Annotated in this window: 21 protein-coding genes and 2 rRNA genes; 21 read left to right on the top strand and 2 right to left on the bottom strand. The window is 69.3% G+C overall.

What is annotated here, in order from left to right:
* Positions 1 to 411: 411 nt before the first annotated feature.
* From GVL03_RS03325 to der, 20 genes are all read left to right on the top strand, one after another.
* Positions 412 to 3,514 (top strand): 23S ribosomal RNA (locus tag GVL03_RS03325).
* Positions 3,515 to 3,617: 103 nt separating this feature from the next.
* Positions 3,618 to 3,734 (top strand): 5S ribosomal RNA (gene rrf / locus GVL03_RS03320).
* 831 nt (positions 3,735 to 4,565) lie between these two features.
* Entirely contained in the window at positions 4,566 to 5,156 is a 591-nt protein-coding gene (locus GVL03_RS03315; protein WP_200847045.1) for a hypothetical protein, read from the top strand.
* A complete protein-coding gene (locus tag GVL03_RS03310) occupies positions 5,156 to 6,184 on the top strand; it encodes an HAD-IIA family hydrolase (protein WP_159499483.1) in 1,029 nt (342 codons plus the stop codon). Before GVL03_RS03315 ends, GVL03_RS03310 begins: the two co-directional genes overlap by 1 nt.
* Before the next feature lie 40 nt (positions 6,185 to 6,224).
* Positions 6,225 to 6,389: a hypothetical protein gene (locus GVL03_RS21985; protein WP_200847044.1), complete on the top strand. Its 165-nt coding sequence runs from the start codon at positions 6,225 to 6,227 to the stop codon at positions 6,387 to 6,389.
* Positions 6,386 to 7,186, top strand: a complete 801-nt coding sequence (locus GVL03_RS03305; RefSeq protein WP_159499481.1) for a TlyA family RNA methyltransferase — start codon at positions 6,386 to 6,388, stop codon at positions 7,184 to 7,186. The genes GVL03_RS21985 and GVL03_RS03305 overlap by 4 nt, the downstream gene beginning before the upstream one ends.
* The gene (locus GVL03_RS03300; RefSeq protein ID WP_159499479.1) at positions 7,183 to 8,127 is read left to right on the top strand and encodes an NAD kinase; all 945 of its coding nucleotides are present in this window, start codon (positions 7,183 to 7,185) and stop codon (positions 8,125 to 8,127) included. The genes GVL03_RS03305 and GVL03_RS03300 overlap by 4 nt, the downstream gene beginning before the upstream one ends.
* Entirely contained in the window at positions 8,124 to 9,818 is a 1,695-nt protein-coding gene (gene recN / locus GVL03_RS03295) for a DNA repair protein RecN (RefSeq protein ID WP_159499571.1), read from the top strand. Before GVL03_RS03300 ends, recN begins: the two co-directional genes overlap by 4 nt.
* 14 nt (positions 9,819 to 9,832) lie before the next feature.
* Positions 9,833 to 11,536, top strand: coding sequence for a CTP synthase (locus GVL03_RS03290; RefSeq protein WP_159499477.1), 1,704 nt, complete (start codon positions 9,833 to 9,835; stop codon positions 11,534 to 11,536).
* Positions 11,529 to 12,119, top strand: a complete 591-nt coding sequence (locus GVL03_RS03285) for an NUDIX hydrolase (protein ID WP_159499475.1) — start codon at positions 11,529 to 11,531, stop codon at positions 12,117 to 12,119. Before GVL03_RS03290 ends, GVL03_RS03285 begins: the two co-directional genes overlap by 8 nt.
* 1 nt (position 12,120) lies before the next feature.
* Positions 12,121 to 13,044: a site-specific tyrosine recombinase XerD gene (gene xerD, locus GVL03_RS03280; protein WP_159499473.1), complete on the top strand. Its 924-nt coding sequence runs from the start codon at positions 12,121 to 12,123 to the stop codon at positions 13,042 to 13,044.
* Between the two features lie 197 nt (positions 13,045 to 13,241).
* Positions 13,242 to 13,835: a vitamin K epoxide reductase family protein gene (locus tag GVL03_RS03275; protein WP_159499471.1), complete on the top strand. Its 594-nt coding sequence runs from the start codon at positions 13,242 to 13,244 to the stop codon at positions 13,833 to 13,835.
* Positions 13,836 to 13,950: 115 nt separating this feature from the next.
* Positions 13,951 to 15,588 (top strand): M20/M25/M40 family metallo-hydrolase, encoded by a 1,638-nt coding sequence (locus GVL03_RS03270; protein WP_235037998.1) that lies wholly within the window; start codon positions 13,951 to 13,953, stop codon positions 15,586 to 15,588.
* Positions 15,589 to 15,682: 94 nt separating this feature from the next.
* Positions 15,683 to 16,573: a ParA family protein gene (locus tag GVL03_RS03265; protein WP_159499467.1), complete on the top strand. Its 891-nt coding sequence runs from the start codon at positions 15,683 to 15,685 to the stop codon at positions 16,571 to 16,573.
* Between the two features lie 34 nt (positions 16,574 to 16,607).
* Positions 16,608 to 17,429, top strand: a complete 822-nt coding sequence (locus GVL03_RS03260; protein ID WP_235038001.1) for a ScpA family protein — start codon at positions 16,608 to 16,610, stop codon at positions 17,427 to 17,429.
* On the top strand, positions 17,419 to 18,033 hold the full coding sequence (gene scpB, locus GVL03_RS03255; RefSeq protein ID WP_159499465.1) for an SMC-Scp complex subunit ScpB: 615 nt from the start codon (positions 17,419 to 17,421) through the stop codon (positions 18,031 to 18,033). The genes GVL03_RS03260 and scpB overlap by 11 nt, the downstream gene beginning before the upstream one ends.
* Before the next feature lie 34 nt (positions 18,034 to 18,067).
* Positions 18,068 to 18,856: a pseudouridine synthase gene (locus tag GVL03_RS03250; RefSeq protein WP_159499463.1), complete on the top strand. Its 789-nt coding sequence runs from the start codon at positions 18,068 to 18,070 to the stop codon at positions 18,854 to 18,856.
* Positions 18,853 to 19,980: a prephenate dehydrogenase gene (locus GVL03_RS03245; RefSeq protein WP_159499461.1), complete on the top strand. Its 1,128-nt coding sequence runs from the start codon at positions 18,853 to 18,855 to the stop codon at positions 19,978 to 19,980. Before GVL03_RS03250 ends, GVL03_RS03245 begins: the two co-directional genes overlap by 4 nt.
* Positions 19,973 to 20,659 (top strand): (d)CMP kinase, encoded by a 687-nt coding sequence (gene cmk / locus GVL03_RS03240; RefSeq protein ID WP_159499459.1) that lies wholly within the window; start codon positions 19,973 to 19,975, stop codon positions 20,657 to 20,659. Before GVL03_RS03245 ends, cmk begins: the two co-directional genes overlap by 8 nt.
* A complete protein-coding gene (der, locus tag GVL03_RS03235; RefSeq protein WP_159499457.1) occupies positions 20,649 to 22,172 on the top strand; it encodes a ribosome biogenesis GTPase Der in 1,524 nt (507 codons plus the stop codon). Before cmk ends, der begins: the two co-directional genes overlap by 11 nt.
* A gap of 31 nt (positions 22,173 to 22,203) precedes the next feature.
* Here the strand turns inward: der and GVL03_RS03230 are convergent, their stop codons facing one another.
* Both GVL03_RS03230 and GVL03_RS03225 read right to left on the bottom strand, forming a co-directional pair.
* The gene (locus GVL03_RS03230) at positions 22,204 to 22,935 is read right to left on the bottom strand and encodes an anaerobic ribonucleoside-triphosphate reductase activating protein (RefSeq protein WP_159499455.1); all 732 of its coding nucleotides are present in this window, start codon (positions 22,933 to 22,935) and stop codon (positions 22,204 to 22,206) included.
* Positions 22,936 to 22,937: 2 nt separating this feature from the next.
* Positions 22,938 to 24,767, bottom strand: a complete 1,830-nt coding sequence (locus GVL03_RS03225) for a ribonucleoside triphosphate reductase (RefSeq protein ID WP_159499567.1) — start codon at positions 24,765 to 24,767, stop codon at positions 22,938 to 22,940.
* Positions 24,768 to 25,159: 392 nt separating this feature from the next.
* Between GVL03_RS03225 and GVL03_RS03220 the strand changes: the two genes are divergently transcribed.
* On the top strand, positions 25,160 to 26,071 hold the full coding sequence (locus GVL03_RS03220; protein ID WP_159499453.1) for an NUDIX domain-containing protein: 912 nt from the start codon (positions 25,160 to 25,162) through the stop codon (positions 26,069 to 26,071).
* Positions 26,072 to 26,082: the final 11 nt, after the last annotated feature.

Raw genomic sequence — 26,082 nt, 5'->3', positions numbered from 1 at the left:
TGGCACTCTTTGGGGTGTCCAGGCGCCAGGTCGAGTCCGAATGTGGCTCGCTGGTTTGCTCATGGGTGGAACGTTTGACGAGGTGCCGGTGGGTGATCTTCGGAGCTAGTACGTCGCGTTTTTGCGCGGGGGGAACGGTTCGGGGTGAGGTTGCTGGTGCGTGCACGCTGTTGGGTCCTGAGGGACCGGGCACCATGAAGGTGGTGGCTGGGGCTTCTGGGCCTGCTTTCTGTTTCTGGCTGTGTGCTGGGGATGGGGGTGGGTACCGCCCGTACTTTGAGAACTACACAGTGGACGCGAGCATCTTCGAGACGATCTTTTTTGGTCGTTTCGTATAGATGATCTTAAAGATCATTAGTCAATTTCGAGTCGGACTTTGTCCGAACCGATTCTTTGATGAAACTCATGTGATTTCAAGTCTTTAAGAGCAAACGGTGGATGCCTTGGCATCTGGAGCCGAAGAAGGACGTAGCAATCTGCGATAAGCCTCGGGGAGTGGATAAGCACACTGTGATCCGAGGGTGTCCGAATGGGGAAACCCCGCTGGGCGGCGTGCCGACCTGGTGACTCCCGTCTGAATATATAGGACGGGTAGAGGGAACGTGGGGAAGTGAAACATCTCAGTACCCACAGGAAGAGAAAGCAACCGCGATTCCGTTAGTAGTGGCGAGCGAAACCGGATCAGGCTAAACCTAGCGTGTGTGATAGCCGGCAGGTGTTGCACGTTGGGGGTTGTGGGACTTTTCTGATCATTCTGCCGAGTGGTCGACGTTACAAGATGGTATAGACGAACGGTTTTGAATGGCCGGTCATAGAGGGTGCGAACCCCGTAGTCGAAATGCTTCTCTTGGCGTGAAGAGTATCCCAAGTAGCACGGGGCCCGAGAAATCCCGTGTGAATCTGTCAGGACCACCTGATAAGCCTAAATACTCCCAGATGACCGATAGCGGACAAGTACCGTGAGGGAAAGGTGAAAAGTACCCCGGGAGGGGAGTGAAATAGTACCTGAAACCGTTTGCTTACAAACCGTTGGAGCCTCCTTGGTAGGGGTGACAGCGTGCCTTTTGAAGAATGAGCCTGCGAGTTAGCGATACGTGGCGAGGTTAACCCGTGTGGGGTAGCCGTAGCGAAAGCGAGTCTGAATAGGGCGATTCAGTCGCGTGTCCTAGACCCGAAGCGAAGTGATCTATCCATGGCCAGGTTGAAGCGACGGTAAGACGTCGTGGAGGACCGAACCCACTTAGGTTGAAAACTGAGGGGATGAGCTGTGGATAGGGGTGAAAGGCCAATCAAACTTCGTGATAGCTGGTTCTCTCCGAAATGCATTTAGGTGCAGCGTTGCGTGTTTCTTGCCGGAGGTAGAGCTACTGGATGGCCGATGGGCCCTACAAGGTTACTGACGTCAGCCAAACTCCGAATGCCGGTAAGTGAGAGCGCAGCAGTGAGACTGTGGGGGATAAGCTTCATAGTCGAGAGGGAAACAACCCAGACCACCAACTAAGGTCCCTAAGCGCGTGCTAAGTGGGAAAGGATGTGGAGTTGCTGTGACAACCAGGAGGTTGGCTTAGAAGCAGCCACCCTTGAAAGAGTGCGTAATAGCTCACTGGTCAAGTGATTCCGCGCCGACAATGTAACGGGGCTCAAGCACGCCACCGAAGTTGTGGCATTGACATTTTTGGTAGGCCTTCGTGGTCCAGCCGTGTTGATGGGTAGGAGAGCGTCGTGTGGCCAGCGAAGCGGCGGTGTGAACCAGCCGTGGAGGCCACACGAGTGAGAATGCAGGCATGAGTAGCGAAAGACGTGTGAGAAACACGTCCTCCGAAAGACCAAGGGTTCCAGGGTCAAGCTAATCTTCCCTGGGTAAGTCGGGACCTAAGGCGAGGCCGACAGGCGTAGTCGATGGACAACGGGTTGATATTCCCGTACCGGCGAAGAACCGCCCAAGCTAATCCAGTAGTGCTAAGAGTCCTAACCCCTGTGACGGATCCCTTCGGGGTGATGCGCAGGGTCTAACGCTCGACCCCGTTCTGGTGCGGTTAGCGTATTAACAGGTGTGACGCAGGAAGGTAGCCCAAGCCAGGCGATGGTTGTCCTGGTGCAAGTGCGTAGGCCGAGTGATAGGCAAATCCGTCACTCATACAGGCTGAGACACGATGCGGATGAAAAGTGGGTGATCCTATGCTGCCGAGAAAAGCATCGACGCGAGGTTCTAGCTGCCCGTACCCCAAACCGACTCAGGTGGTCAGGTAGAGAATACTAAGGAGATCGAGAGAATCGTGGTTAAGGAACTCGGCAAAATGCCCCCGTAACTTCGGGAGAAGGGGGGCCTTCCACTTATTAGGACTTAGCTCCGAAAGGGTGTGGAGGCCGCAGAGACTAGTGGGTAGCGACTGTTTACTAAAAACACAGGTCCGTGCCAAGTCGCAAGACGATGTATACGGACTGACGCCTGCCCGGTGCTGGAAGGTTAAGAGGAGGGGTTAGCGTAAGCGAAGCTCTGAATTTAAGCCCCAGTAAACGGCGGTGGTAACTATAACCATCCTAAGGTAGCGAAATTCCTTGTCGGGTAAGTTCCGACCTGCACGAATGGCGTAACGACTTCCCAACTGTCTCAACCGCGAACTCGGCGAAATTGCATTACGAGTAAAGATGCTCGTTACGCGCAGCAGGACGGAAAGACCCCGTGACCTTTACTACAGCTTGGTATTGGTGTTCGGTGTGGCTTGTGTAGGATAGGTGGGAGACTGTGAAGCATTCACGCTAGTGGGTGTGGAGTCGTTGTTGAAATACCACTCTGGTCACTCTGGATATCTAACTTCGAACCGTGATCCGGTTCAGGGACAGTGCCTGGTGGGTAGTTTAACTGGGGCGGTTGCCTCCCAAAAAGTAACGGAGGCGCCCAAAGGTTCCCTCAACCTGGTTGGCAATCAGGTGGCGAGTGTAAGTGCACAAGGGAGCTTGACTGTGAGACTGACAGGTCGAGCAGGGACGAAAGTCGGGACTAGTGATCCGGCAGTGGCTTGTGGAAGCGCTGTCGCTCAACGGATAAAAGGTACCTCGGGGATAACAGGCTGATCTTGCCCAAGAGTCCATATCGACGGCATGGTTTGGCACCTCGATGTCGGCTCGTCGCATCCTGGGGCTGGAGTAGGTCCCAAGGGTTGGGCTGTTCGCCCATTAAAGCGGTACGCGAGCTGGGTTTAGAACGTCGTGAGACAGTTCGGTCCCTATCCGCTGCGCGCGTAGGAAGTTTGAGAGGATCTGACCCTAGTACGAGAGGACCGGGTTGGACGAACCTCTGGTGTGTCAGTTGTTCCGCCAGGAGCACCGCTGATTAGCTACGTTCGGGATGGATAACCGCTGAAAGCATCTAAGCGGGAAGCCGGCCTCAAGATGAGACTTCCATACCTTCGGGTGAGAGGCTCCCAGCTAGACTACTGGGTTGATAGGCCAGATGTGGAAGCGCAGTAATGCGTGTAGCTGACTGGTACTAATAAGCCGATGACTTGATAACACACCGTTTCTGGTGCTTGCGTCCACTGAGTGGTTCTCGATGTACGGTCGAGAACCGCACCAACAACTTATTGTTGTGGTGCTGACTGAAACATCAATAGTGTTTCGGCGGCCATAGCGAGAGGGAAACGCCCGGTCACATTCCGAACCCGGAAGCTAAGCCTCTCAGCGCCGATGGTACTGCAGGGGGGACCCTGTGGGAGAGTAGGACACCGCCGGACTTCTTTTCACACCAGAAATGGCCACCCAACGATGGGTGGCCATTTCTGCATTACCGGCACGAATCGAACGCAGGAGAAGACATGTCGGAGAACGACCGCGAGAAGCAGGGCGACGACGACGGTCGACGCTCCGGGGGCGCGCGGCGTCCGCCGCGCTCCGGTGGTTCTGATCGTTCGGGCAACCCCTCCGGGCGCGGAGATCGACCCGATCGTGCGCGTGGCGACCGACCCCGCCGCTCCGGCGACGGCGCACCGGGCGATCGTCCGTATCAGCCCCGCACCGAGGGCTCCGGGGATCGTCCTCATCGTCCACGCAAGGACGGTTCCGGTTCCGGTGAGCGTCCGTACCGTCCGCGCAGCGAGGGTTCCGGTTCCGGTGAGCGTCCATACCGTCCGCGGAATGCGGGTTCTGGCTCGGGTGATCGTCCCTACCGGCCGCGGAAGGATGGCGCGGGGTCGGGTGATCGTCCCTACCGGTCTCGTGTCGAGGGCTCCGGCTCAGGTGAGCGTCCGTATCGTCCGCGGGACGCAGGCGGCGGGTCGGGTGATCGTCCGTACCGGCCGCGGAAGGATGGCGCCGGCTCCGGTGATCGTCCCTATCGCCCGCGGTCGGGCGACTCGTCCGACCGCGGCGGATACCGTCAGGGCGGCTTCCGCGGGGGAGAGGGGCGCGGCTCGCGCCCGCCGCAGGACGCGGACGTCCGCGCCGCCAAGTCCGCCGATCCCGAGCTGCCCGACGAGATCACTGCGAAGGATCTGCATCCGAGCGCACGGAACGAGCTGAAGACGCTGAGCAAGGAGAACGCCGAGGCGGTCGCCCGTCATCTCGCGATGGCGGCTCGACTCATCGACGAGGACCCCGAGCGCGCCCATGCGCACGCGCTGGCCGCATCCCGTCGCGCCGGCCGTGTCGCCGTCGTCCGCGAGACCGTGGCGATCACCGCGTACGCACAGGGCGACTACGCCCTGGCGCTGCGCGAACTGCGCACGTACCGCCGCATCTCCGGCAGCGACGACCAGATCGCGCTGATCGTCGACAGCGAGCGCGGCGTCGGACGTCCCGACCGGGCCCTCGAGGAGGGCCGCGCCGTCGACCGGTCCACGTTGCCGACGGCCACGCGCATCGAGCTCGCGATCGCTCTGTCGGGCGCCCGGCTCGATCTCGGCGACCCCGATCGCGCGCTCACCGAGCTCGACATCCCCGAGCTCGACCCGGATCGTGCGTTCGACTGGAGCCCGTCGCTGTTCCAGGCGCGGGCGACGGTCCTCGAGGAGCTCGGGCGCGACGACGAGGCGGCGGAGTGGCATCATCGGGCGGTGGTCGCGGCGGAGGCGCTCGACGAGGCCGCCGGCGGGACCGACGAGGAGATCCTCGTCGTCGAGGAGCTCGTCGAGGACGACGCTCCGGGGGACGACGCCTGATGGCCCTGTTCTCGCGCGGCACCTCTCCGCTCGACGACGTCGACACTGTTCTCGCGGACCTCGACGGCGTCGTGTACGCCGGCGCGGGTGCACTGCCCCACGCGGTCGAGAGCCTGAACAGGGTCGCCGGCACCCGGCGGGTCGGCTTCATCACGAACAACGCGTCCCGCACCGACGCCACCGTCGCCGCGCATCTGACCGAGCTGGGGCTGCGGGTCGAGCCGTCCGACATCGTGACGAGCCCGCAGGCCGCGATGCGCCTCCTGCGCGCACGCGTCGCGCCCGGGGCGACGATCCTCGTCGTCGGCGGCGAAGGACTCGTCGTCGAGCTCGAGAAGGCCGGTTACGTCGTGACCCGCAGCGCGGACGACGCGCCCGCCGCGGTCGTCCAGGGATTCGCGCCGCACGTCGGCTGGTCCGACCTCGCCGAGGCCGCCTATGCGCTGAAGGTGCCCGAGGACGCGGGCGGCATCCCGTGGATAGCCACCAACACCGACTGGACCATCCCTCAGGCGCGCGGGATCGCGCCGGGCAACGGCACCCTGGTGTCTGCTGTGCACACGGCCGTCGGGCGGCTCGCCACGGTGGCCGGAAAGCCCGAGACGCCGATCTTCGAGGAGGCGGTGGCGCGTTTCGGAGCGCGCGCCCCGCTGTTCATCGGCGATCGGCTCGACACCGACATCGCCGGGGCGCAGGCCGCCGGCATCCGTTCCGCGCTCGTGCTCACCGGCATCGACCGTCCGAAGCATCTGCTGGCGGCCCCGTCGAGCTCCCGCCCCGATTTCGTCCTGGGCGATCTCCGCGAGCTCCACGAGCCGTACCCCGTGACGCGGGTCAAGGGCGACGTCACGATCGTCCGGGACGCCCGGGTGGCGATCGAGGGCGCGGACGTCCGCATCCTCGAGGCCGGCGACCGTCCCATCGATCTCGTCCGCGCCGGCACCGCCGCCATCTGGGCGACGGGCCGCGCGATCTTCGGCTTCCGGGTTCCCGAGGAGCTCTACGCCGATCCTTTCCACCGGCCCTGACCTCCCCGGTTCGGGTCGGCTCGGCCGTATCCTGGGGGGCATGGACCGCGATGACCCGGATGCGGCGGAGCCCACCGGCGCCGACGACCTGCTGCCCACCCTCGAGGTGATCGAGCAGCAGCCGCTCGCCGCCCGAGCGAGCGCATACGCCGCGCTGCTCGACGACCTCGCCCGCCAGCTCGAGTCGGGTCCGCCCTCGGCATGACCCCGCGACTGGACGCGGAGCTCGCCGCACGCGGACTCGCCCGCTCCCGCACCCACGCCGCCGGGGTCATCGCCGACGGACTGGTGCGGGTGGACGGGCGTCCGGTGGTGAAGCCGTCGTTCCCGGTGGACGCCGGGACCCTGATCGAGCTCGACGGGGCCGACCACTACGTCAGCCGCGCCGCGCATAAGCTGATCGCCGCTCTCGATGCCTTCGGGATCGACGCCGCCGGGCGCGCGGCTCTCGACATGGGGGCGTCGACGGGCGGCTTCACCCAGGTGCTGCGCGAACGCGGCGCCGATCCGGTGCTGGCGGTCGACGTCGGTCATGGGCAGCTCGCCGCGCCGGTGGCGGAGGATCCCGGGGTGATCGCGGTCGAGGGCTTCAACGTGCGGTTCATGACCGCGCGGTCGCTCGCCGAGGTCGCCGGTCGGCCGTTCGCGCCCTCGATCGTGACCGGCGACCTGTCGTTCATCTCCCTCGAGCTCGTCCTGCCGTCGGTCGGGGAGATCGTCGCCGAAGACACAGACGTCGTCCTGCTGATCAAGCCGCAGTTCGAGGTCGGTCGCACAGCGGTGCGCGGAGGCCTCGTCACCGACGCGGCGCTGCGCGCGGACGCCGTGTCGAGAGTGCTGTGGAGGGCGTGGGATCTCGGGCTTCGAACCCGGGGCCTGATCGGCTCTCCGATCGTGGGGACGCACGGCAACAGCGAGTACGTGGTGCATCTCGGCCGTCACGGGGGCGGCATTCCGACAGAATGGGAGAGCACCGTGATCGAGCTGACGGGAGTGCGATGACCGGCGAACGCCACATCCTCGTGGTCGCGCACGCGCGCCGTGACGAGACCGTCGAGGCCGCGCACCGCGTCATCCAGGCGCTTCGCGCCGCGGGCGCGGTCCCCGTGCTGGCCGAGGACGACCAGGCCGAGCTCGTCGAGGTGCTGCCGGTCTGCGCCGACCTGCCGGCGCTGGGCGTGGATGTGCCCCTCGCCGACATCGAGCTGGCGATCGTCCTGGGCGGAGACGGCACGATCCTGCGCGCCGCGGAGCTGGTGCGCGGTGGCACGGCACCGGTCCTCGGCATCAATCTCGGCCACGTCGGGTTCCTCGCCGAGAGCGAGCGCGACGACATGGACGAGGCCGTCGCCCGCGTCATCGCCCGTGACTACCGCGTGGAGGAGCGTCTCGCCCTCGCGGTACGGGTCAAGGACGTCTCGGGCGCCGTCATCTACGAGACCTGGGCGCTCAACGAGGCGACCGTCGAGAAGGCGAGCCGCGAGCGGATGCTGGAGGTCGTGATCGAGGTCGATGGCCGCCCGCTCTCGAGCTTCGGCTGCGACGGCGTCGTGGTCTCCACCCCGACCGGCTCGACCGCCTACAACTTCTCCGCCGGCGGCCCGGTCATCTGGCCCACGGTGGAGGCTATGGCGGTCGTCCCGCTGTCGGCGCACGCCCTGTTCGCCAAGCCGCTCGTCGTCGGCCCGGAGACCTCGGTCGCGATCGAGGTGCTGGCCCGCACGAACGGGACCGGCATCCTCTGGTGCGACGGCAGACGATCCCACGAGCTGCCGCCGGGCGCACGTGTCGTCATCCGCCGTTCGACCCGACCGGTGCGCCTGGCACGCCTCCATCCGCCGGCGTTCACCGACCGCCTCGTCGAGAAGTTCCGTCTTCCGGTCACCGGATGGCGGGGACCCGACGCGCGCCCGCCGCGCACGGCAGGGGGAGCCCCCGCGTGATCGAGGAGATGCGCCTGCGGGATCTCGGCGTGATCGCCGATGCCACGCTGCCGGTCGGCGCCGGGTTCACGGCGATCACCGGCGAGACCGGGGCGGGCAAGACCATGGTCGTGACGGGGCTCGGGCTCCTGCTCGGTCAGCGGGCGGACTCCGGTGCGGTCCGCTCCGGCACTGGTTCCGCGGCCGTCGACGGCGTCTGGCTCGTCGACGAGGACGGACCCGTCGCCGAGCGCGTGCGGGACGCCGGCGGCGACGTCGACCCCGTCGGCGGAGGTCGCGCCGAGCTGATGCTCGGACGGACGCTGAGCGGTGAGGGCCGCAGCCGCGCGACCGTCGGCGGGCGTTCGGCTCCGGTCGGCGTGCTCGCCGACCTCGCGGATCTCCTCGTCGTCGTGCACGGGCAGTCCGACCAGCTCCGGCTGCGCTCGTCCGCCGCGCAACGCGATGCCCTCGACCGGTTCGGGGGCGAGCCGGTCGCCACGGCTCTGACCGGGTACCGTGCGGCCTACCACAGTGTCCGCGCCGTGACCGGCGAGCTGGAGGGTCTCGTCTCGGCGCGCGACGAGCGCGTCGGCGAGGCGGAGGAGCTGCGCGCCGCGCTCACCGACATCGAGGCCGCGCAGCCGCAGGCGGGGGAGGACGTCGTCCTCGCCCAGCGCGCGGAGCGGCTCGCCAACGTCGAAGAGCTGCGCGCCGCCGCCGCCCTCGCCCACACCGTGCTGTCGAACGACGACGGCCCCGACGCCATCACCCTCGTCGCCGAGGCGCGTCGTTCGCTGGAACGGGCGTCCGGCAGCGACGATGCGCTGCGGGACCTCGCCGAGCAGGCGGCCGACGCGGGGTACCGGCTCGCCGACCTCGCGGCGGGTGTCGCCAGCTATCTGGCCGACCTGGACGAGAGCGGACCGGCGGAGCTCGCCGCCGTCGAGGAGCGTCGCGCCGTGCTCTCCGCCCTGGTCCGCGCGCACGGCTCCCTCGACGACGCACTGCGCGTCGCCGAGACCGGGGCGCTGCGTCTCGCCGAGCTCGAGGACGACGGCTCCCGCGTGGCGCGGCTCGAGCAGGAGCGGGTGGCGGCCGCCGCCGAGCTCGATGCGTCCGCATCCGCCCTCACCGAGGCGCGGACGCGGGCCGCGGAGCGCCTCGGCGCTGCCGTGACCGAGGAGCTCCGCGCGCTCGCCCTCCCCGACGCCCGTGTCGAGGTGTCGGTGACGGCAGGCGCCGAGACCGTGTCCGGCCGCGATGACGTCGCCATCCTGCTCGCGCCGCATCCGGGCGCCGAGCCCCGCTCGGTGGCGAGGGGCGCCTCCGGCGGCGAGCTCAGCCGCGTCATGCTCGCCATCGAGGTCGTCATCGCAGCGACCGATCCGGTGCCGACGTTCGTCTTCGACGAGGTCGACGCGGGCATCGGCGGTGCCGCGGCCATCGAGGTCGGGCGCCGTCTCGCCCGGCTCGCGCAGACCTCCCAGGTCATCGCCGTGACGCACCTCGCGCAGGTCGCGGCCTTCGCGAACAACCACCTCAGCGTCGTCAAGGCCAGCGACGGGTCGGTGACCTCCTCCAGCGTGCAGCGCCTCGAAGGCCCGGCGCGCGAAGCCGAGATGGCGCGGCTGCTGTCCGGGTTGGCAGACTCGGATGCAGCACTGACCCACGCGCGCGAACTGCTCGCGCTCGCCCGTCCCACGCCCTGATAGGATGGAAGCCCGTGACGCACTCTCCTGCCTCAGGCCTTTCTCGCGGTTCCCACGACGACACCACCAAGCACATTTTCGTGACGGGCGGTGTCGTCTCCTCGTTGGGCAAGGGCCTGACAGCCGCCAGTCTCGGCAACCTCCTCACCGCCCGCGGCCTCCACGTGGTGATGCAGAAGCTCGACCCGTATCTGAACGTGGATCCGGGCACGATGAACCCGTTCCAGCACGGCGAGGTCTTCGTGACGGACGACGGCGCCGAGACCGACCTCGACATCGGGCATTACGAGCGCTTCCTCGACATCGAGCTCAGCCAGGCCGCGAACGTCACGACCGGGCAGATCTACTCGCAGGTGATCGCGCGCGAGCGCCGCGGCGAGTACCTGGGCGACACCGTGCAGGTCATCCCGCACATCACCGACGAGATCAAGCGCCGGATGCGCCTGCAGGCCGACGAGCAGCCGCGGCCCGACGTGATCATCACCGAGATCGGCGGCACGGTCGGCGACATCGAGTCGCAGCCGTTCATCGAGTCGGCGCGGCAGATCCGTCACGAGCTCGGTCGGCAGAACGTGTTCTTCGTGCACGTGTCGCTCGTGCCGTTCATGGGCGCGTCGGGGGAGCAGAAGACGAAGCCCACCCAGCACTCCGTGGCGGCGCTGCGCTCGATCGGCATCCAGCCCGACGCGCTCGTGCTCCGCAGCGACCGCCCGGTCACGGACTCCAACAAGCGCAAGATCGCCCTCATGTGCGACGTCGACGAGCTCGCCGTCGTGAACGCCGTCGACGTGCCGAGCATCTACGACATCCCGACGATGCTGAACGATCAGGGTCTCGACGAGTACATCGTGCGCACCCTGGGGCTGGGCAAGGCCGGTGACGTGGACTGGTCGCGCTGGCAGCAGGTGCTCGGCGCGGTGCACAACCCGAAGCACGAGGTCACCGTCGGGCTCGTCGGAAAGTACATCGACCTTCCCGACGCCTACCTGTCGGTCACCGAGGCGCTGAAGGCGGGCGGCTTCGCGCACGAGACCCAGGTCACGATCACGTGGATCCCCTCGGACACCTGCGAGACGCCGGAGGGCGCCGCGAAGGCGCTGGCGGGCGTCGACGGCATCATCGTCCCCGGGGGCTTCGGCATCCGGGGCATCGAGGGCAAGCTCGGCGCGCTGCGCTTCGCCCGCGAACAGGGCATCCCGACCCTCGGCATCTGCCTTGGTCTCCAGTGCATGGTGATCGAGTATGCGCGCAACAAGGCGGGCCTGCCGGGGGCCTCCTCGAGCGAGTTCGACCCCGACACGGAGTTCCCGGTCGTCGCGACGATGGCCGAGCAGGTCGACATCATCGACCGCGGCGACCTGGGCGGCACGATGCGGCTCGGTCTCTACCCGGCGCAGCTGCGCGAGGGATCGATCGCCGCCGAGGTCTACGGCGTCCCCGAGGCATCGGAGCGCCATCGGCACCGCTACGAGGTGAACAACGCCTACCGCGATCAGCTCGCCGAGGCGGGGCTCGTGTTCTCCGGGCTCTCGCCCGACCGCAATCTGGTCGAGTACGTCGAGCTGCCGCGGTCCGTGCACCCCTACTACATCGCGACCCAGGCCCACCCGGAGCTGCGGTCGCGCCCGACGGCTCCGCATCCGCTGTTCCGGGGACTCGTCGGCGCGGCGCTCGAGCGGCACCGCGCGAGCGAGCTGTTCGACGTCGACAATGGCTGACGCGAGCGAGGCGCTGCGTGACGAGCCGGTCCGGCCGGACGTCGTCGCCGGCGATCTCGTCTACCGCGGGCGCGTCTGGAACGTGCGCTCCGACACCGTCCGGTACAACGGGGGCGAGATCGTGCGGCAGTACGTCGAGCACCCCGGGGCGGCGGCCGTCGTCGCGCTCGACGACGACGGGCGCGTGCTGCTGATCCAGCAGTACCGGCATCCGATCCGGCACCGCGACTGGGAGATCCCCGCCGGGCTGCTCGACGTGGCGGGGGAGAGCCCGATGGAGGCCGCGCGACGCGAGCTCGCCGAGGAGGCCGACCTCGAGGCGACATCGTGGGCGCCGCTGGTCGAGATGTTCACCACGCCGGGGGGCAACGACGAGATCGTGCACCTGTTCCTCGCGCGCGGGCTCAGCCCGATCTCCGAGGCGCACGCGCGCGAGGACGAGGAGGCCGACATCCGGATGGAGTGGGTCCCGCTCGACGACGCGATCGCGGCCGTGCTCGAGGGGCGGATGCGCAACGGCATCCTGATGGCGGGGCTGTTCGCCACCGCCGAGCGGCGAAGGCGCGCCGGCGCGGAGTCCTGACGTGCGGATCGAGCGCGCGGTCGAGGTCTACCTGCGGCACGTGACGATCGAGCGTGGCCTCTCGGCCCACACGGTCGAGGCGTACCGGCGCGACCTCGCCGGATACACCGGATGGCTCGCCGAGCACGGGGCGGCCGAGGTGGCGGAGGTCACCCCCGCTCTCGTGGCGGACTTCGCCGCCGATCGTGCCGGCGCCGAGCCGCGCCCCGCGGCGACGAGCCTCGCCCGGATGCAGTCGTCGGTGCGGGGGCTCCACCGCTTCCTCGTGCGGGAGGGCATCGCGGGCGACGATCCCACCGAGGCGCTGCGCCCGCCGAAGCTGCCGCAGCGGCTGCCGAAGGCGCTCACGATCGCCCAGGTCGAGAGCCTGCTCGAGGCGTCCGGGCCCGCGCCCGGCTCCGACGTGGCCGCAGAGCTCGTCGCCATCCGGGACCGTGCGCTGGTCGAGCTGCTGTACGCGACCGGCGCGCGCGTGTCGGAGCTCGTGCAGCTCGACGTCGACGATCTCGCGCACGGCGACGTGCTGCGGGTGCGCGGGAAGGGGGCGAAGGAGCGGATCGTTCCGGTGGGCTCGTACGCCCGGGCCGCGACCGACGCCTATCTGACCCGAGCGCGACCGGAGCTCGCCCGTCGTGGCACGGGAACCCCTCGGCTGTTCCTCGGCGCGCGCGGGGCACCGCTGTCGCGGCAGAGCGCGTGGGCGGTGCTGCAGTCCGCGGCCGAGCGCGCCGGTATCGAGGCGCACGTGTCGCCGCACACCCTGCGCCACTCGTTCGCGACGCACCTGCTGCAGGGGGGCGCGGACGTCCGCGTGGTGCAGGAGCTGCTCGGCCACTCCTCCGTGGCGACGACCCAGATCTACACCCACGTGAGCGTCGACGCCCTGCGCGATGTCTACATCACCTCACACCCCCGCGCGCGGTGACGTCGTGCGATGGCGCTCTCGTGGCGTCATGGCGCGCTCGTCCAGTGGCGGTGCTCTCGTCCTGTGGTGGCGCCTGATACTTCGGCCGCCGTTGCAGGAAACTGGCGCCATCGGACCTGGCTCCGTGTCGAGCCCGGCGCGGTTATTCCTGGCGCGACGGCACGCGCAGCGGCCCCGTCGCGGACGAGGATCGGGGCGTGACCTCTCGCTCCGCATCCCCGTCGCGTGCCCTCGCCGTCTTCTGGATCGTCGCGGGCCTGATCGGCTGGGCGGTCTCGTTCCTGCTGTACCTCGAATACATCGGACAGCTCACCGGCGCCGATCCGCTCGTGTCGTGCCAGCTGAGCGTCGTGGTCACCTGCGGGCCCAATCTGCTCTCGCCGGGCGGCAACCTCCTCGGCTTCTCAAACTCGATCATCGGCGTCGTGATGTTCCTCGGCCCGGTGTACGCGGGTGTGAGCGGCCTCGCCGCACGGTCCGGGATGCGGCGCTGGTTCTGGCTCGTGTATCAGGGGTTCGTCGCCGCGGGCTTCGTCTTCGTGCACGTGCTGGCCTATCGCAGCGTGTTCGAGTACGGCTCGCTGTGCCCGTGGTGCATGGTCGTCTGGCTCGTCACCATCCCGCTCTTCTGGGTCACCCTCGGCTGGACGCTGGCCGGGGGGCGCCGTGCGGGGGAACGCCGGGTCGGACGGTGGCTCGGCTCATGGGCGCCGCTGGTCGCGATCGCGGACCTCGCGCTCATCGCGGTGGTCGCGCAGGTGCGGCTCGATGCACTCGGCAGCCTGTTCTGACCCGCAGGTCCTGGTCCGCCGGGATCGCGGGCGCGGGGATGTGGAAAATCCTCGACGTCCGGGACGCGCAGCCGTTACCCTCAGTCCCACCGGGGCGACGCGAGAGGGAAACCACGTGAGCACGACGCAGCGCAGCAGGGTCACCATCGGATTCGGAGCAGGAGCGGGTGTCGTGCTGGCGCTGGCCGCCGGCATCGCGCCGGCCGCCGCCGTCGATCCCGTCGACCTCGAGGACCGGGTGACCGTCGCGGCGATCCGCGCCCATCTCCAGGCCTTCCAGGAGATCGCCGGCGAGAACGGCGGCAACCGCGCCGCCGGGACGAGCGGCTACGAGGCGAGCGCCGCGTACATCGAGGCCGCCCTGACGGCGGCCGGCTACACCCCGCTGCGCCAGCACTTCGAGGCCGACGTGCAGGAGATCCAGGAGTACACGTTCGCCGTGGACGGCTTCACCTTCACCGACGACGAGGACGGCGACGGCACGCCTGACCCGCTCGGCGTCCCGATGGAGTTCACCCCCAGCACTCCGGCCGGCGGGATCGCGGACGTGCCGATCGTCGCACCGACGGTCGCGATCGGCTGCACCGCGGCAGACTGGGACGGCGCCGACCCGACGGGCGCCATCGCCCTCGTCTCGCGCGGTGACTGCACCTTCGGCGAGAAGGTCACGACCGCTGCCGCGCTCGGCGCCGTCGCCGTCATCGTGTACAACCACGAGGCGGGCCCCCTCAACGGCACGCTGGGCGAGCAGACGCCCGACCTCGTGCCCGCCGTGGGCATCCTCCAGTCGCAGGGCGCCTCGATCCTGGCGGCGCTGTCGTCGGGCGCCGTGACCGCGGATCTGAACCTGCAGCAGACGGTCACGGCCGTCGACACGTTCAACGTCATCGCCGACACGCCCACGGGGCGCACCGACAACACCGTCATGGTCGGGGCGCACCTCGACTCGGTGCCCGAGGGGCCGGGCATCAACGACAACGGCTCCGGCTCGGCGGCGATCCTCGAGATCGCGCTGCAGCTCGCCGCATCCGGGGAGCTCGAGAACCAGGTGCGCTTCGCCTGGTGGGGTGCCGAGGAGGTGGGGCTGCTCGGATCGACGCACTACGTCGACGATCTCGCCGCGAACGACGAGGCGGAGCTCGACGAGATCGCCACCTATCTCAACTTCGACATGGTCGCCTCGCCCAACTACGTCATCTCCGTGTACGACGCGAACGAGTCCACCTATCCGGCTCCGGTGGTGGTGCCGGAGGGCTCGGTCGCGACCGAGGCCGTGTTCACCGACTACTTCGACGCGATCGGCCAGCCGTGGATCGACACGGAGTTCGACGGCCGTAGCGACTACCAGGCGTTCATCGCGGCAGGCATCCCCGCCTCCGGCCTGTTCACCGGCGCCGACGATGAGAAGACCGCGGAACAGGTGGCGCTGTTCGGCGGGACCGCGGGGATCCCGCAGGACCCGAACTACCACACGCCCCAGGACGACCTCGCCAACGTGAACGACGAGGGGCTCGGGATCATGCTCGGCGCGATGGCCTTCGTCACGGCGTCCCTCGCCAACGACACATCGGCGATCAACGGCGTGCAGCCGGTGGTCGACCCGGTCGCCCCGCCCGAGGTGACCGAGGAGGGGTCGCACCTGCTGGCCGCGAGCGGGGCGGACGCGCCCGGGGTATGGATCGCCGGAGGTGTGCTCGCGCTGCTTCTCGGCGCGGTCGCGCTCCGCGCGTCGCGCCGTCGTACCGCGGCGTGACGGCGACGGGGAGGGCACCGCGCGCGGCACGCCCTCCCCGCGTCGCGTCCGCGCGTCGCTAGAATCGTCCGAAGGACCCGAGAGCAGGAGTACGGTGGCGGAGCGCGCAGGCAAGGCAGCAGGGAAGTCGTCGACGAAGGACGACACACCGCTGGGGCCGACGGGGCGTCCGTATCACGGCTTCGCCACGCCTCCGGTGCTCGACAGCCACGGCCCCGCGCGCATCATCGCCCTCTGCAACCAGAAGGGCGGCGTCGGCAAGACGACGACCACCATCAACCTCGCCGCCTCCCTCGCGGCCTATGGCCGCAAGGTGCTGGCGGTCGACTTCGACCCGCAGGGCGCGCTGTCGGCGGGGCTCGGCATCCACACGCACGACGCGCCCACGATCTACGACCTGCTGCTCGACACGAAGCGCGACCCGCGCGACGCGATCGTGCACACGTCCGTCGAGGGACTCGACGTCATGCCCGCGAACATCGACCTGTCGGCGGCCGAGGTGCACCTGGTCAACGAGGTGGCGCGGGAGACGATCCTCGCCCGCGTGCTCCGGAACATCACGGCGGAGTACGACGTCATCCTCATCGACTGCCAACCCTCGCTGGGGCTGCTGACCGTCAACGCCCTGACGGCGAGCCACGGCGTGCTCATCCCGCTCGAGTGCGAGTTCTTCGCGCTGCGCGGCGTCGCGCTGCTGATCGAGACGATCGACAAGGTGCGCGACCGGCTGAACCCCAGCATCACGCTCGACGGCGTGCTCGCCACGATGTACGACCCGCGGACGCTCCACTCCCGCGAGGTGCTCGAGCGCGTCGTCGAGGCGTTCGGCGACGATGTGCTCGAGACCGTCATCGGCCGGACCGTCAAGTTCCCGGACGCCTCGGTGTCGGGCATGCCGATCACCGAGTTCGCCCCCGAGCACGCGGCCGCGCAGGCCTACCTGCGGCTCGCGCGGGAGCTGGTCGCCCGTGGCGCCGTCGCCTGAGGACGACCACGTCGCGATCGACCCCGGAGCCGTCGTGCCCGCCGACGGGCCGACCGGCGCCCCGATCACGGAGGAGAGCGGTTTCCGGGTGTCCCTCGGCGTGTTCGACGGGCCGTTCGACCTTCTCCTGACGCTGATCTCCAAGCACGAGCTCGACATCACCGAGGTCGCACTCAGCACGGTCACCGACGAGTTCATCGCCTACCTCCGGGCACTCGGTCCGGATGCCGAGCTCGACGAGGCGTCGGAGTTCCTCGTCGTGGCGGCGACCCTGCTCGACATGAAGGTGGCGGGTCTGCTTCCCCAGGGCGAGCTCGTCGATGCCGAGGCCGTCGCCCTTCTCGAGGCCCGCGACCTGCTCTTCGCACGCCTGCTGCAGTACCGCGCCTTCAAAGAGGTGTCGGCGTGGTTCGCCCGCTGCCTCGAGCGCGAGGATCGACGGCACACCCGCAGCGTCCGGATCGACGAGAAGTACCGCCGCGCCGCCCCGGAGCTCGTCTGGACGCTCAGCCCCGACGACTTCGCCGCACTCGCCGTGCTCGCCACGGCCCCGAAAGAGATGCCGATCGTGGGCCTGGACCACCTGCACGCGCCGCTGGTCAGCATCCGGGAGCAGGCGGCGATCGTCGTCACGCTCCTGCGCGACCGCGGCACCCTGTCGTTCCGCGAGCTCGTCGCGGGGGTCACGGTCCCGGGCGTCGTCGTGGCTCGATTCCTGTCCGTTCTCGAGCTGTACCGCCGCTCCGCCCTGTCGTTCGAGCAGCTCGAGCCGCTCGGCGAGCTGACCCTGCGCTGGAGCGCGGAGCGCTGGTCCGACGAGAGCCTCGCCACCCTAGGAGCCGACTATGACCGATGACCCGACGATCGCGACCGCCGACCCGGCCGGCGCCGGCTGGCCGCAGGACGTCGGATCGGTGGCCCGCCGTCTCGAGGCGGTGCTGCTGCTCGTCGACGAGCCGCACAGCATCGTGAGCCTCGCGGCCGCGGTGAGCGCCCCGGTGCCGGCGGTGCGCAAGGCGATCGCCGCCCTCGTCGCCGACTACGACGGACTGGCCGACGGTCCGCAGCGCGGCTTCGAGCTGCGCGAGGTGGGCGGCGGATGGCGCCTCTACGTGCGCGAGGACTATGACCGCCTGATCGCCGACTTCCTCGGCACCCAGCAGCCCTCGCGCCTGTCGCAGGCGGCGCTCGAGACCCTCGCGGTCATCGCCTACAAGCAGCCCGTGACGCGCGGGCAGGTCGCCTCGATCCGCGCCGTCAACGTGGACTCCGTGGTGCGGACACTGGCCGGCCGTGGGCTCATCACCGAGGTGGGACACGACGGTGAGACGGGGGCGATCCTGTACGGCACGACCGACGCGCTGCTCGGGCACCTCGGCATCAACGCGCTCGATGAGCTGCCGCACATCTCGCCGCTGCTCGACGACGGATCGGCCGGATTCGACGAGATCACACGATGAGCGCGCGCGGGCGCGCCGCCGGAGAGGGATGGCGATGAGTGAACGAGGATCGGCCGATGCGGAGGGCGTGCGCCTGCAGAAGGTGCTCGCCAATGCGGGAGTCGCATCGCGACGCGTCGCGGAGGACCTGATCGTGGCCGGGAGGGTGCGGGTGAACGGCGAGACCGTCACCGAGCTCGGCAGCCGCATCCATCCCGAGACGGATCTGGTCGACGTGGACGGGACCGCCGTCCAGCTCGACCAGTCCAAGCGCTATGTGATGCTCAACAAGCCGACCGGCGTGGTCAGCTCGATGCGCGACGACCGCGGACGCCCGGATCTCCGGCAGTACGCGAAGGACTGGGACGAACGGCTCTACAACGTCGGCCGTCTCGACGCCGACACGAGCGGACTGCTGGTCCTGACGAACGACGGGGGACTCGCTCACGTGCTCGCGCATCCCTCGTTCGGGGTCACGAAGGTGTACATCGCGAAGGTCGAGGGCCGCGTCACGCCGCAGACGGTCGCGCGCCTCACCCGCGGCGTCGAGCTCGAGGACGGCCCGATCGCGGCCGACAAGGCGCGCCTGCTCGACACCTCGGGCGACACGAGCCTGGTGGAGCTCACCCTGCACTCGGGGCGCAACCGCATCGTCCGCCGGATGCTGGCCGAGGTCGGCCATCCGGTGCTCGAGCTCGTGCGGCGTCAGTTCGGCCCCCTGCACCTGGGATCGCTCGCAGCCGGACGCGTGCGGGAGTTGACTACAGTGGAGCGGGGTGCGCTTCTCACGCTCGCGCGCCGCGGCGTCGACGAGGCGCCGCCCGAAGAGCAGGAGAACGAGTGAGCGAGACCATCGCAGCCGACGCGTCCGCGCGCGTCGCGGCGCGGACGGCGGGCACCGTGCGTGTCGTCGGCGCGGGCCTGCTCGGCGCGAGTGTCGGTCATGCGCTCACCGCCCTCGGGGTCGACGTCGCCCTCGACGACACCTCGCCCGCCCAGCTTCAGCTCGCGATCGACTACGGCGCGGGCCGTGCCGCCGATCCCGACGACCGCCCGGCGCTCGTCGTCGTCGCCGTGCCGCCGGATGTGACCGCCCGCGTGATCGAATGCGAGCTGCTCGCGTACCCCGATGCCGTGGTGACGGACGTCGCGAGCGTCAAGCTCGCCCCGCTCCACGAGCTCCGCGGCCGGGGCGTCGACCTCCGCCGCTACATCGGCTCGCACCCGCTGGCCGGACGCGAGAGGGGCGGCGCCATCGCGGCCCGCGCCGACCTGTTCATCGGCCGTCCGTGGGTCGTCTGCCGCGACGGCGAGACCTCGGCGGCCGATCTCGCCCTCGTCGAAGGCCTCGCGCTCGATCTCGGTGCGACGCCGCTCGAGATGAGCCCGGAAGAGCACGACCGGTCGGTGGCGCTCGTCTCGCACGTGCCGCAGCTGGTCGCGAGCCTGCTCGCCGGACGCTTCGTCGAAGCCCCCGAGGGCTCGCTGCGCCTGGCGGGCCAGGGAGTCCGCGACACCACGCGCATCGCGGCCTCTGCTCCCGAGCTCTGGGTGCAGATCCTGGGCGGGAACGCGACGCCGGTCGTCGAGGTGCTCGACGACCTCGCCGCCGATCTGGCCGCGGTGTCCGATGCGCTGCGCGTGCCCGAGGCTCCCGGCGCGCGACGAGCGGTGGCCGACGCCATCCGTCGCGGCAACCAGGGTGTCGAGCGTCTTCCGGGCAAGCACGGGCAGAACCGCCGGTTCGAGACGATCGTCGTCATGGTCGACGACACCCCCGGCCAGCTCGGACGCCTGTTCGGCGAGCTCGGCGAGCTCGGGGTGAACGTCGAGGATCTGCGTCTCGAGCACTCGCCGGGCGCCCAGTTCGGCCTCGCCGAGATCAGTGTCGTGCCCAGCGCCGCCGGACCCGCCGTCGCGGGCCTGCAGGAGCGCGGATGGAAGATTGCGAGCACAGCGAATGAATGAGGACGTCTTCGTCGTCGCGATCGACGGACCCGCCGGCAGCGGCAAGTCGTCAGTCTCGAAGGAGGTCGCCCGCCGTCTCGGCTTCGGCTACCTCGACACCGGGGCGGTGTACCGGGCGCTCGCCTGGCACGCGCTCGACCACGGGATCGACACCTCCGATGCGACGGCCGTCGTGGAGGTGATGGGCGACTTCGACCTCTCGATCTCGCTCGACCCCGACGAGTACGGCGTGCGGGTCGGCGACGCCGACGTGACCGCAGCGATCCGCGAGCCGCGGGTGGCCGATGCGGTGAGCGGTGTCGCCCGCATCCCGATCGTCCGTCATGCGGTCAACGCGCGCTTCCGGGCTCTCGTCGAGCTGTCGGGTCGCCAGGGCGTGGTCGTGGAAGGGCGCGACATCACGACCGTCGTCGCCCCCGACGCGCCCGTCCGGGTGCTGCTGACGGCCTCTCCCGAGGTGCGCGCGGCGCGGCGATCCGCGGAGCTGACGAGCGAGGATGCCGCGGCGGTCGCCGACGCGCTGCACCGGCGCGACGCGTCGGACTCGGCGGTGGCGGACTTCACGACCGCCGCGCCGGGCGTCGAGGCGGTCGACACGACGGAGCTCGATTTCGAAGGATCGGTGCGGGCGGTTCTCGCTCTCGTCGAGCAGAAGCAGGAGGTGCACGATGCGCGCTGAGGACGAGTACGAAGCAGGGCCGGACCAGCTGGAGGAGAAGCTGGCGGACCTGGACGAGACGCTCGCCGAGCAGCGGGCGATCGCCCTGCGCGCGTCGCTCGAGGACTACGACCTGGAGGACGAGGACGCCGCGGTCCTCGCCGGTCTCGTGGGCGCCGTCGACGGGATCCAGTACTCGCCGGCGCTGCCGGTCGTCGCGATCGTCGGACGCCCGAACGTCGGCAAGTCGGCGCTCGTGAACCGGATCATCGGCCGTCGTGAGGCGGTCGTCGAGGACACCCCCGGGGTCACGCGCGACCGTGTCACCTACAAGGCCGAATGGCTCGATCGCCGCTACTCGCTCGTCGACACCGGCGGCTGGGAGCCCGACGCCCGCGGCATCGACCGCTCGGTCGCGGCCCAGGCGGAGATCGCCATCGACCTCGCCGACGTGGTGCTGTTCGTCGTCGACGCGATCGTCGGCGCGACGTCGACCGACGAGCACGTCGTGAAGCTGCTGCGCCGCAGCGGCAAGCCGGTGCTCCTGGTGGCCAACAAGATCGACGACGCCCGGCACGAGCCCGAGGCGGCGGCGCTCTGGAACCTGGGGCTCGGCGAGCCGCATCCGGTGTCGGCGATCCACGGCCGCGGGGTGGCGGATCTCCTCGACGAGCTCATGAAGGTGCTGCCCACGGTCTCGGCGGTCGCGAAGCACGAGATCGGCGGACCCCGCCGCGTGGCGATCCTCGGCCGGCCGAACGTCGGCAAGTCGTCGCTGCTGAACAAGGCCGCCGGCGAGGAGCGCGTCGTCGTGAACGAGCTCGCGGGCACGACCCGCGATCCGGTCGACGAGATCGTCGAGCTCGGCGGCAAGCTGTGGCGTCTCGTCGACACCGCCGGCATCCGGCGTCGCGTGCACCTGCAGCAGGGCGCCGACTTCTACGCGTCGCTGCGCACCTCGGCCGCCCTCGAGAAGGCGGAGGTCGCCGTCGTCGTGCTGGACGTCTCGCAGCCGCTCAGCGAGCAGGACGTGCGCATCATCGACATGGTGCTGGAGTCCGGCCGTGCGCTCGTGCTGGCGTTCAACAAGTGGGACCGTCTCGCCGACGACGACATGGAGAACATCGACCGCCGGCGCTACCTCGAGCGCGAGATCGAGCAGGACCTCGCGCACGTCGCCTGGGCGCCTCGGGTGAACATCTCGGCGCGCACCGGTCGTCACCTCGAGCGGCTCGTGCCCGCGCTCGAGACGGCGCTGACGTCGTGGGACCAGCGCATCTCGACGGGCAAGTTCAACGCGTTCCTCGCCGAGCTCGTGGCCGAGCACCCGCATCCGCTGCGCGGCGGCAAGCAGCCCCGCATCCTGTTCGGCACCCAGGCGAGCACGCGCCCGCCGACGTTCGTGCTGTTCACGACGGGGTTCCTCGATCCGGGTTACCGCCGGTTCATCCAGCGGCGCCTGCGCGAGCTCTATGGCTTCGAGGGCACGCCGATCGTCGTCAACATGCGGGTGCGCGAGCGCAAGCAGCGCTGACCGGATTTCGTCCTGCTGCGCGCCGTCGCGATCACCGCACGACCACCTCGGCGAACAGCTCGCGGGGGAGGTCGTCGAGGCGCAGCGGCCGTCCGGCCGGCGCGCCGGACCGGGCGCCGGTCGCACGGTAGCGCTGCACGGCCCACCGTGTCGCGCCGCGCTCGGCGATGTCCCGGCCGAGCGACGCCAGCCGGGCGTCGTCGATGAGGTCGGGGTGCACGGTCGTGCGCACCTCGTAGGCGAGCGGATGCGGCGTGCCGCGCCGGAGCAGGTGGTTCGCGACGACCAGTGCCAGGGACCGCTCCGCGGCCGATCCGCTGCGGGGCCGGCCGGTGACGGCGCCGTACTCCGCGAAGGCCGCTTTGACGTCGATGCCCACCCACGAGACGAGCGGCAGCGCGCGGGCGAGGAGCGTCGGGTACGCCCCGGCGGTGTGGAGGCCGACCGCGAAGCCCAGCTCCCGCACCTCCTCGATCGCCGGTCGCAGCGCGCGCTGCATCGTGGGCTCGCCGCCCGAGAAGACGACGCCGTCGAGCAGGCCGGTGCGGGACCGCAGGAACGCCATCACGTCGACCCAGGACATGTCCGTCTCCCGCCGCGGGTCGATGAGGTCGGGATTGTGGCAGTACACGCAGTCCCACGGGCAGCCCTGCAGGAAGATCGTCGCGACGAGCATGCCCGGCCAGTCGACCGTCGAGAACCGGGAGAGCCCGGCGACGCGCGGCGCCGCGACTCGGGTGGGCGTCAGGTTCGTGGCGGCCATGGTCACACCATCGCCGGCGCGAGGTACGGCTCGGCGGCGTCGTACGAGAACGGCACACGTTCCGCGGCCTCGCCCTGCTTGCCGACATTGAACGACGAGACCGGCCGGAAGTAGCCCATCACCCGGGTCCACACCTCGCAGGCCGCGCCGCAGTCCGGGCACGTCGGGTGCTCGCCGGAGCGGTAGCCGTGGCCCGGGCAGATCGAGAACGTCGGGGTGACGGTGAGGTAGGGGATGCGGAAGCGCTCGAGCGCCCGCCGGACGAGCGCCCGGCAGGCTGCGGGCGAGGGCGCCGCCTCGCCCATGTAGAGGTGCAGCACCGTGCCGCCGGTGTACTTCTGCTGCAGATCCTCCTGCAGGGTCATGGCCTCGAACGCGTCGTCCGTGAACCCGACGGGGAGTTGCGACGAGTTCGTGTAGTAGGGGTTCGTCGCCGTGCCGGCCTGCAGGATCCCGCCATCCGTCCACGCGTGGAAGCGCTCCGCATCCGATCGTGCGAACCGGTAGGTGGCGCTCTCGGCGGGCGTGGCCTCGAGGTTGTACATGTGGCCGGTCTGTTCCTGGAACTCCACCATCCGCGCGCGGACGTGGTCGAGGATCTCACTCGCCAGGGCCATGCCGGTGAGGGTGGAGATGTCGTCCTCGCCGCCGCTGACGTTGCGGATCAGCTCATTCAGCCCGTTCACACCGATCGTGGAGAAGTGGTTGTCGAACGTCCCCAGGTAGCGCCGGGTGTAGGGGAAGAGCCCTCCGTCGAGGTGGTGCGCGATCACCTCGCGCTTGGCCTCGAGACTGTCGCGTGCGATCTCCAGCAGCTCGTCGAGCCGCGCGAGGAGCGCGGTGGTGTCGGTGCCGTGCACGAATCCGAGCCGGGCGCAGTTGATCGTGACGACACCGATCGATCCGGTCTGCTCGGCGGATCCGAAGAGTCCGTTGCCGCGCTTGAGCAGCTCGGTGAGATCGAGCTGCAGCCGGCAGCACATCGAGCGGATCATGCTCGGGTCGAGGTCGGAGTTCACGAAGTTCTGGAAGTAGGGCAGCCCGTACTTGGCCGTCATGGTGAACAGGGCCTCGACCTCGGGGGTGTCCCAGTCGAAGTCCGAGGTGATGTTGTAGGTCGGGATCGGAAAGGTGAACGCCCGCCCGTCGGTGTCGCCGGCGGTCATGACCTCGATGAATGCGCGGTTGATCATCGCCATCTCGGGGGCGAGGTCGCCGTAGGCGAACTCGCAGACGTCGCCGCCGACGAGGGGATGCTGCGCCGCGAGGTCGTCGGGGCACGTCCAGTCGAACGTCAGGTTGGTGAAGGGCGTCTGCGTGCCCCATCGCGAGGGCACGTTGAGGTCGAAGACCATCTCCTGGATGCCCTGGCGCACCGCATCCTGATCCAGGCCGTCGAGGCGCACGTAGGGGGCGAGGTAGGTGTCGAACGAGCTGAACGCCTGCGCGCCCGCCCACTCGTTCTGCAAGGTGCCGAGGAAGTTGACGATCTGGCCGAGCGCGCTGGAGAAGTGCCGGGCGGGGCTCGAGGCGATGCGGCCGGGCACGCCGTTGAACCCCTGTTCGAGGAGGGTGCGAAGCGACCACCCCGCGCAGTATCCCGCGAAGACGTCGAGATCGTGGATGTGCAGGTCTCCGGCGCGGTGCGCGGCGCCCGCCTCCGGGGCGTAGACCTCGTCGAGCCAGTAGTTGGCGACGAGCTTGCCCGAGGAGTTCAGGATGAGGCCGCCGAGCGAGTAGCCCTGGTTGGCGTTGGCGTTGACGCGCCAGTCCCTGCGGTCCAGGTACTCGTCGATCGTCGCGGCGACGGGGATGCTGCGGGCGGATTCGATCGTGGTGAGGGTCGGGTCGATGGACGTGGTCACACTGCGCTCCTTGGGAGTGGCGGGGGAGAGCGGCGCTACGGATGATGGAGCGTCGTACCCCCCCAACATATGGGGGTGGATATCGATCTGCGCACAATATGTGCTCAGCACACAGGAAGAGGTCCGTCCTCTCGGGCTCGCTGTTGTGGGGGCGTACAGTGCCGCGCGTGGCTCCCGCCGTGCGCGGCGATCGGGTGTATAACGCGAGGTTCCTGCGGGCGCTGCGCGTCGTGTCGTGTCGTGTTGGAGCGTCGATCCCCGCTCGGGAACCGCGAGCGCAGCGAGACGAAGCGTGAGGACTTTGGTGTCAGGACGACACGTGAGGACGCGCGAGAGTGCCGATGTGACAGGCTGGAGAGGTGACCATCCAGCCGCCCCTGCCCGGTGAGCCGCGGCGTCCGCTGGGGCCGCGGGATCCGGGGGACGCCTGGGTGATCGCGCCGTCGGGGGAGCGGTACTGGGGTCGGTTCGGCGCGGCCGGTCTGCTGGCCGTGGACGCGCGGCGCGGCGTTCTGCTGCAGCACCGGGTCTCGTGGAGCCACTTCGGGGGCACGTGGGCGTTGCCCGGCGGTGCCCGGCACGAGGGTGAGTCCGCCACGGACGGAGCGATCCGTGAGGCGACCGAAGAGGCCGGGGTGCCCGAACGCGCCGTGCGACCGCGTCTGCTGAGCGTGCTCGATCTCGGCTACTGGTCGTACACCACGCTGGTGGCCGATGTCGTGCGGCCGTTCGAGGCGGTCATCAGCGACCCCGAGAGCGTCGAGCTGTCGTGGGTGCCGATCGGCGAGGTGGACACGTACCCGCTGCATCCGGGGTTCGCGGATTCGTGGACGGTGCTGCGGGGGCTGCTCGAGGCGCGTCCGGTGATCGTGGTGGATGCGGCGAACGTGGTCGGGTCGGTGCCGGACGGCTGGTGGCGGGACAGGGCGGGGGCGACCGAGCGGCTGCGCGGACGGATCGCCGCGCTCGCCGAGACGGGGGTGCCCGCGCCGGCGCTGGGGCTCGGTGAGCAGCACTGGTTCCCGGCTTTCGTGCTGGTCGTCGAGGGGAAGGCGCGGGACGTCCTCGCGGTCGACGGTCCTGAGCTCGTGCAGACGGTGGCGGCGCCGGCATCCGGCGACGACGAGATCGTCGCCCGGGTCGTCTCGCTCGCCGCGGCGGGTCGGCTCGTCACCGTGGTGACGAGCGATCGTGCACTCGTGGCGCGATGCGAGGCCGCCGGCGCGACCGTGCACGGTGCCGGCTGGCTGCTCGACCTGCTGGAGGAGTGACGGACGGACCG

It is taken from the genome of Microbacterium sp. 18062 (assembly GCF_902706225.1).
In the GTDB taxonomy this organism is placed as follows: domain Bacteria; phylum Actinomycetota; class Actinomycetes; order Actinomycetales; family Microbacteriaceae; genus Microbacterium.
The sequence above is the reverse complement of the archived record's forward strand: the minus strand, read 5'-3'. Positions and strand labels throughout refer to the sequence as shown.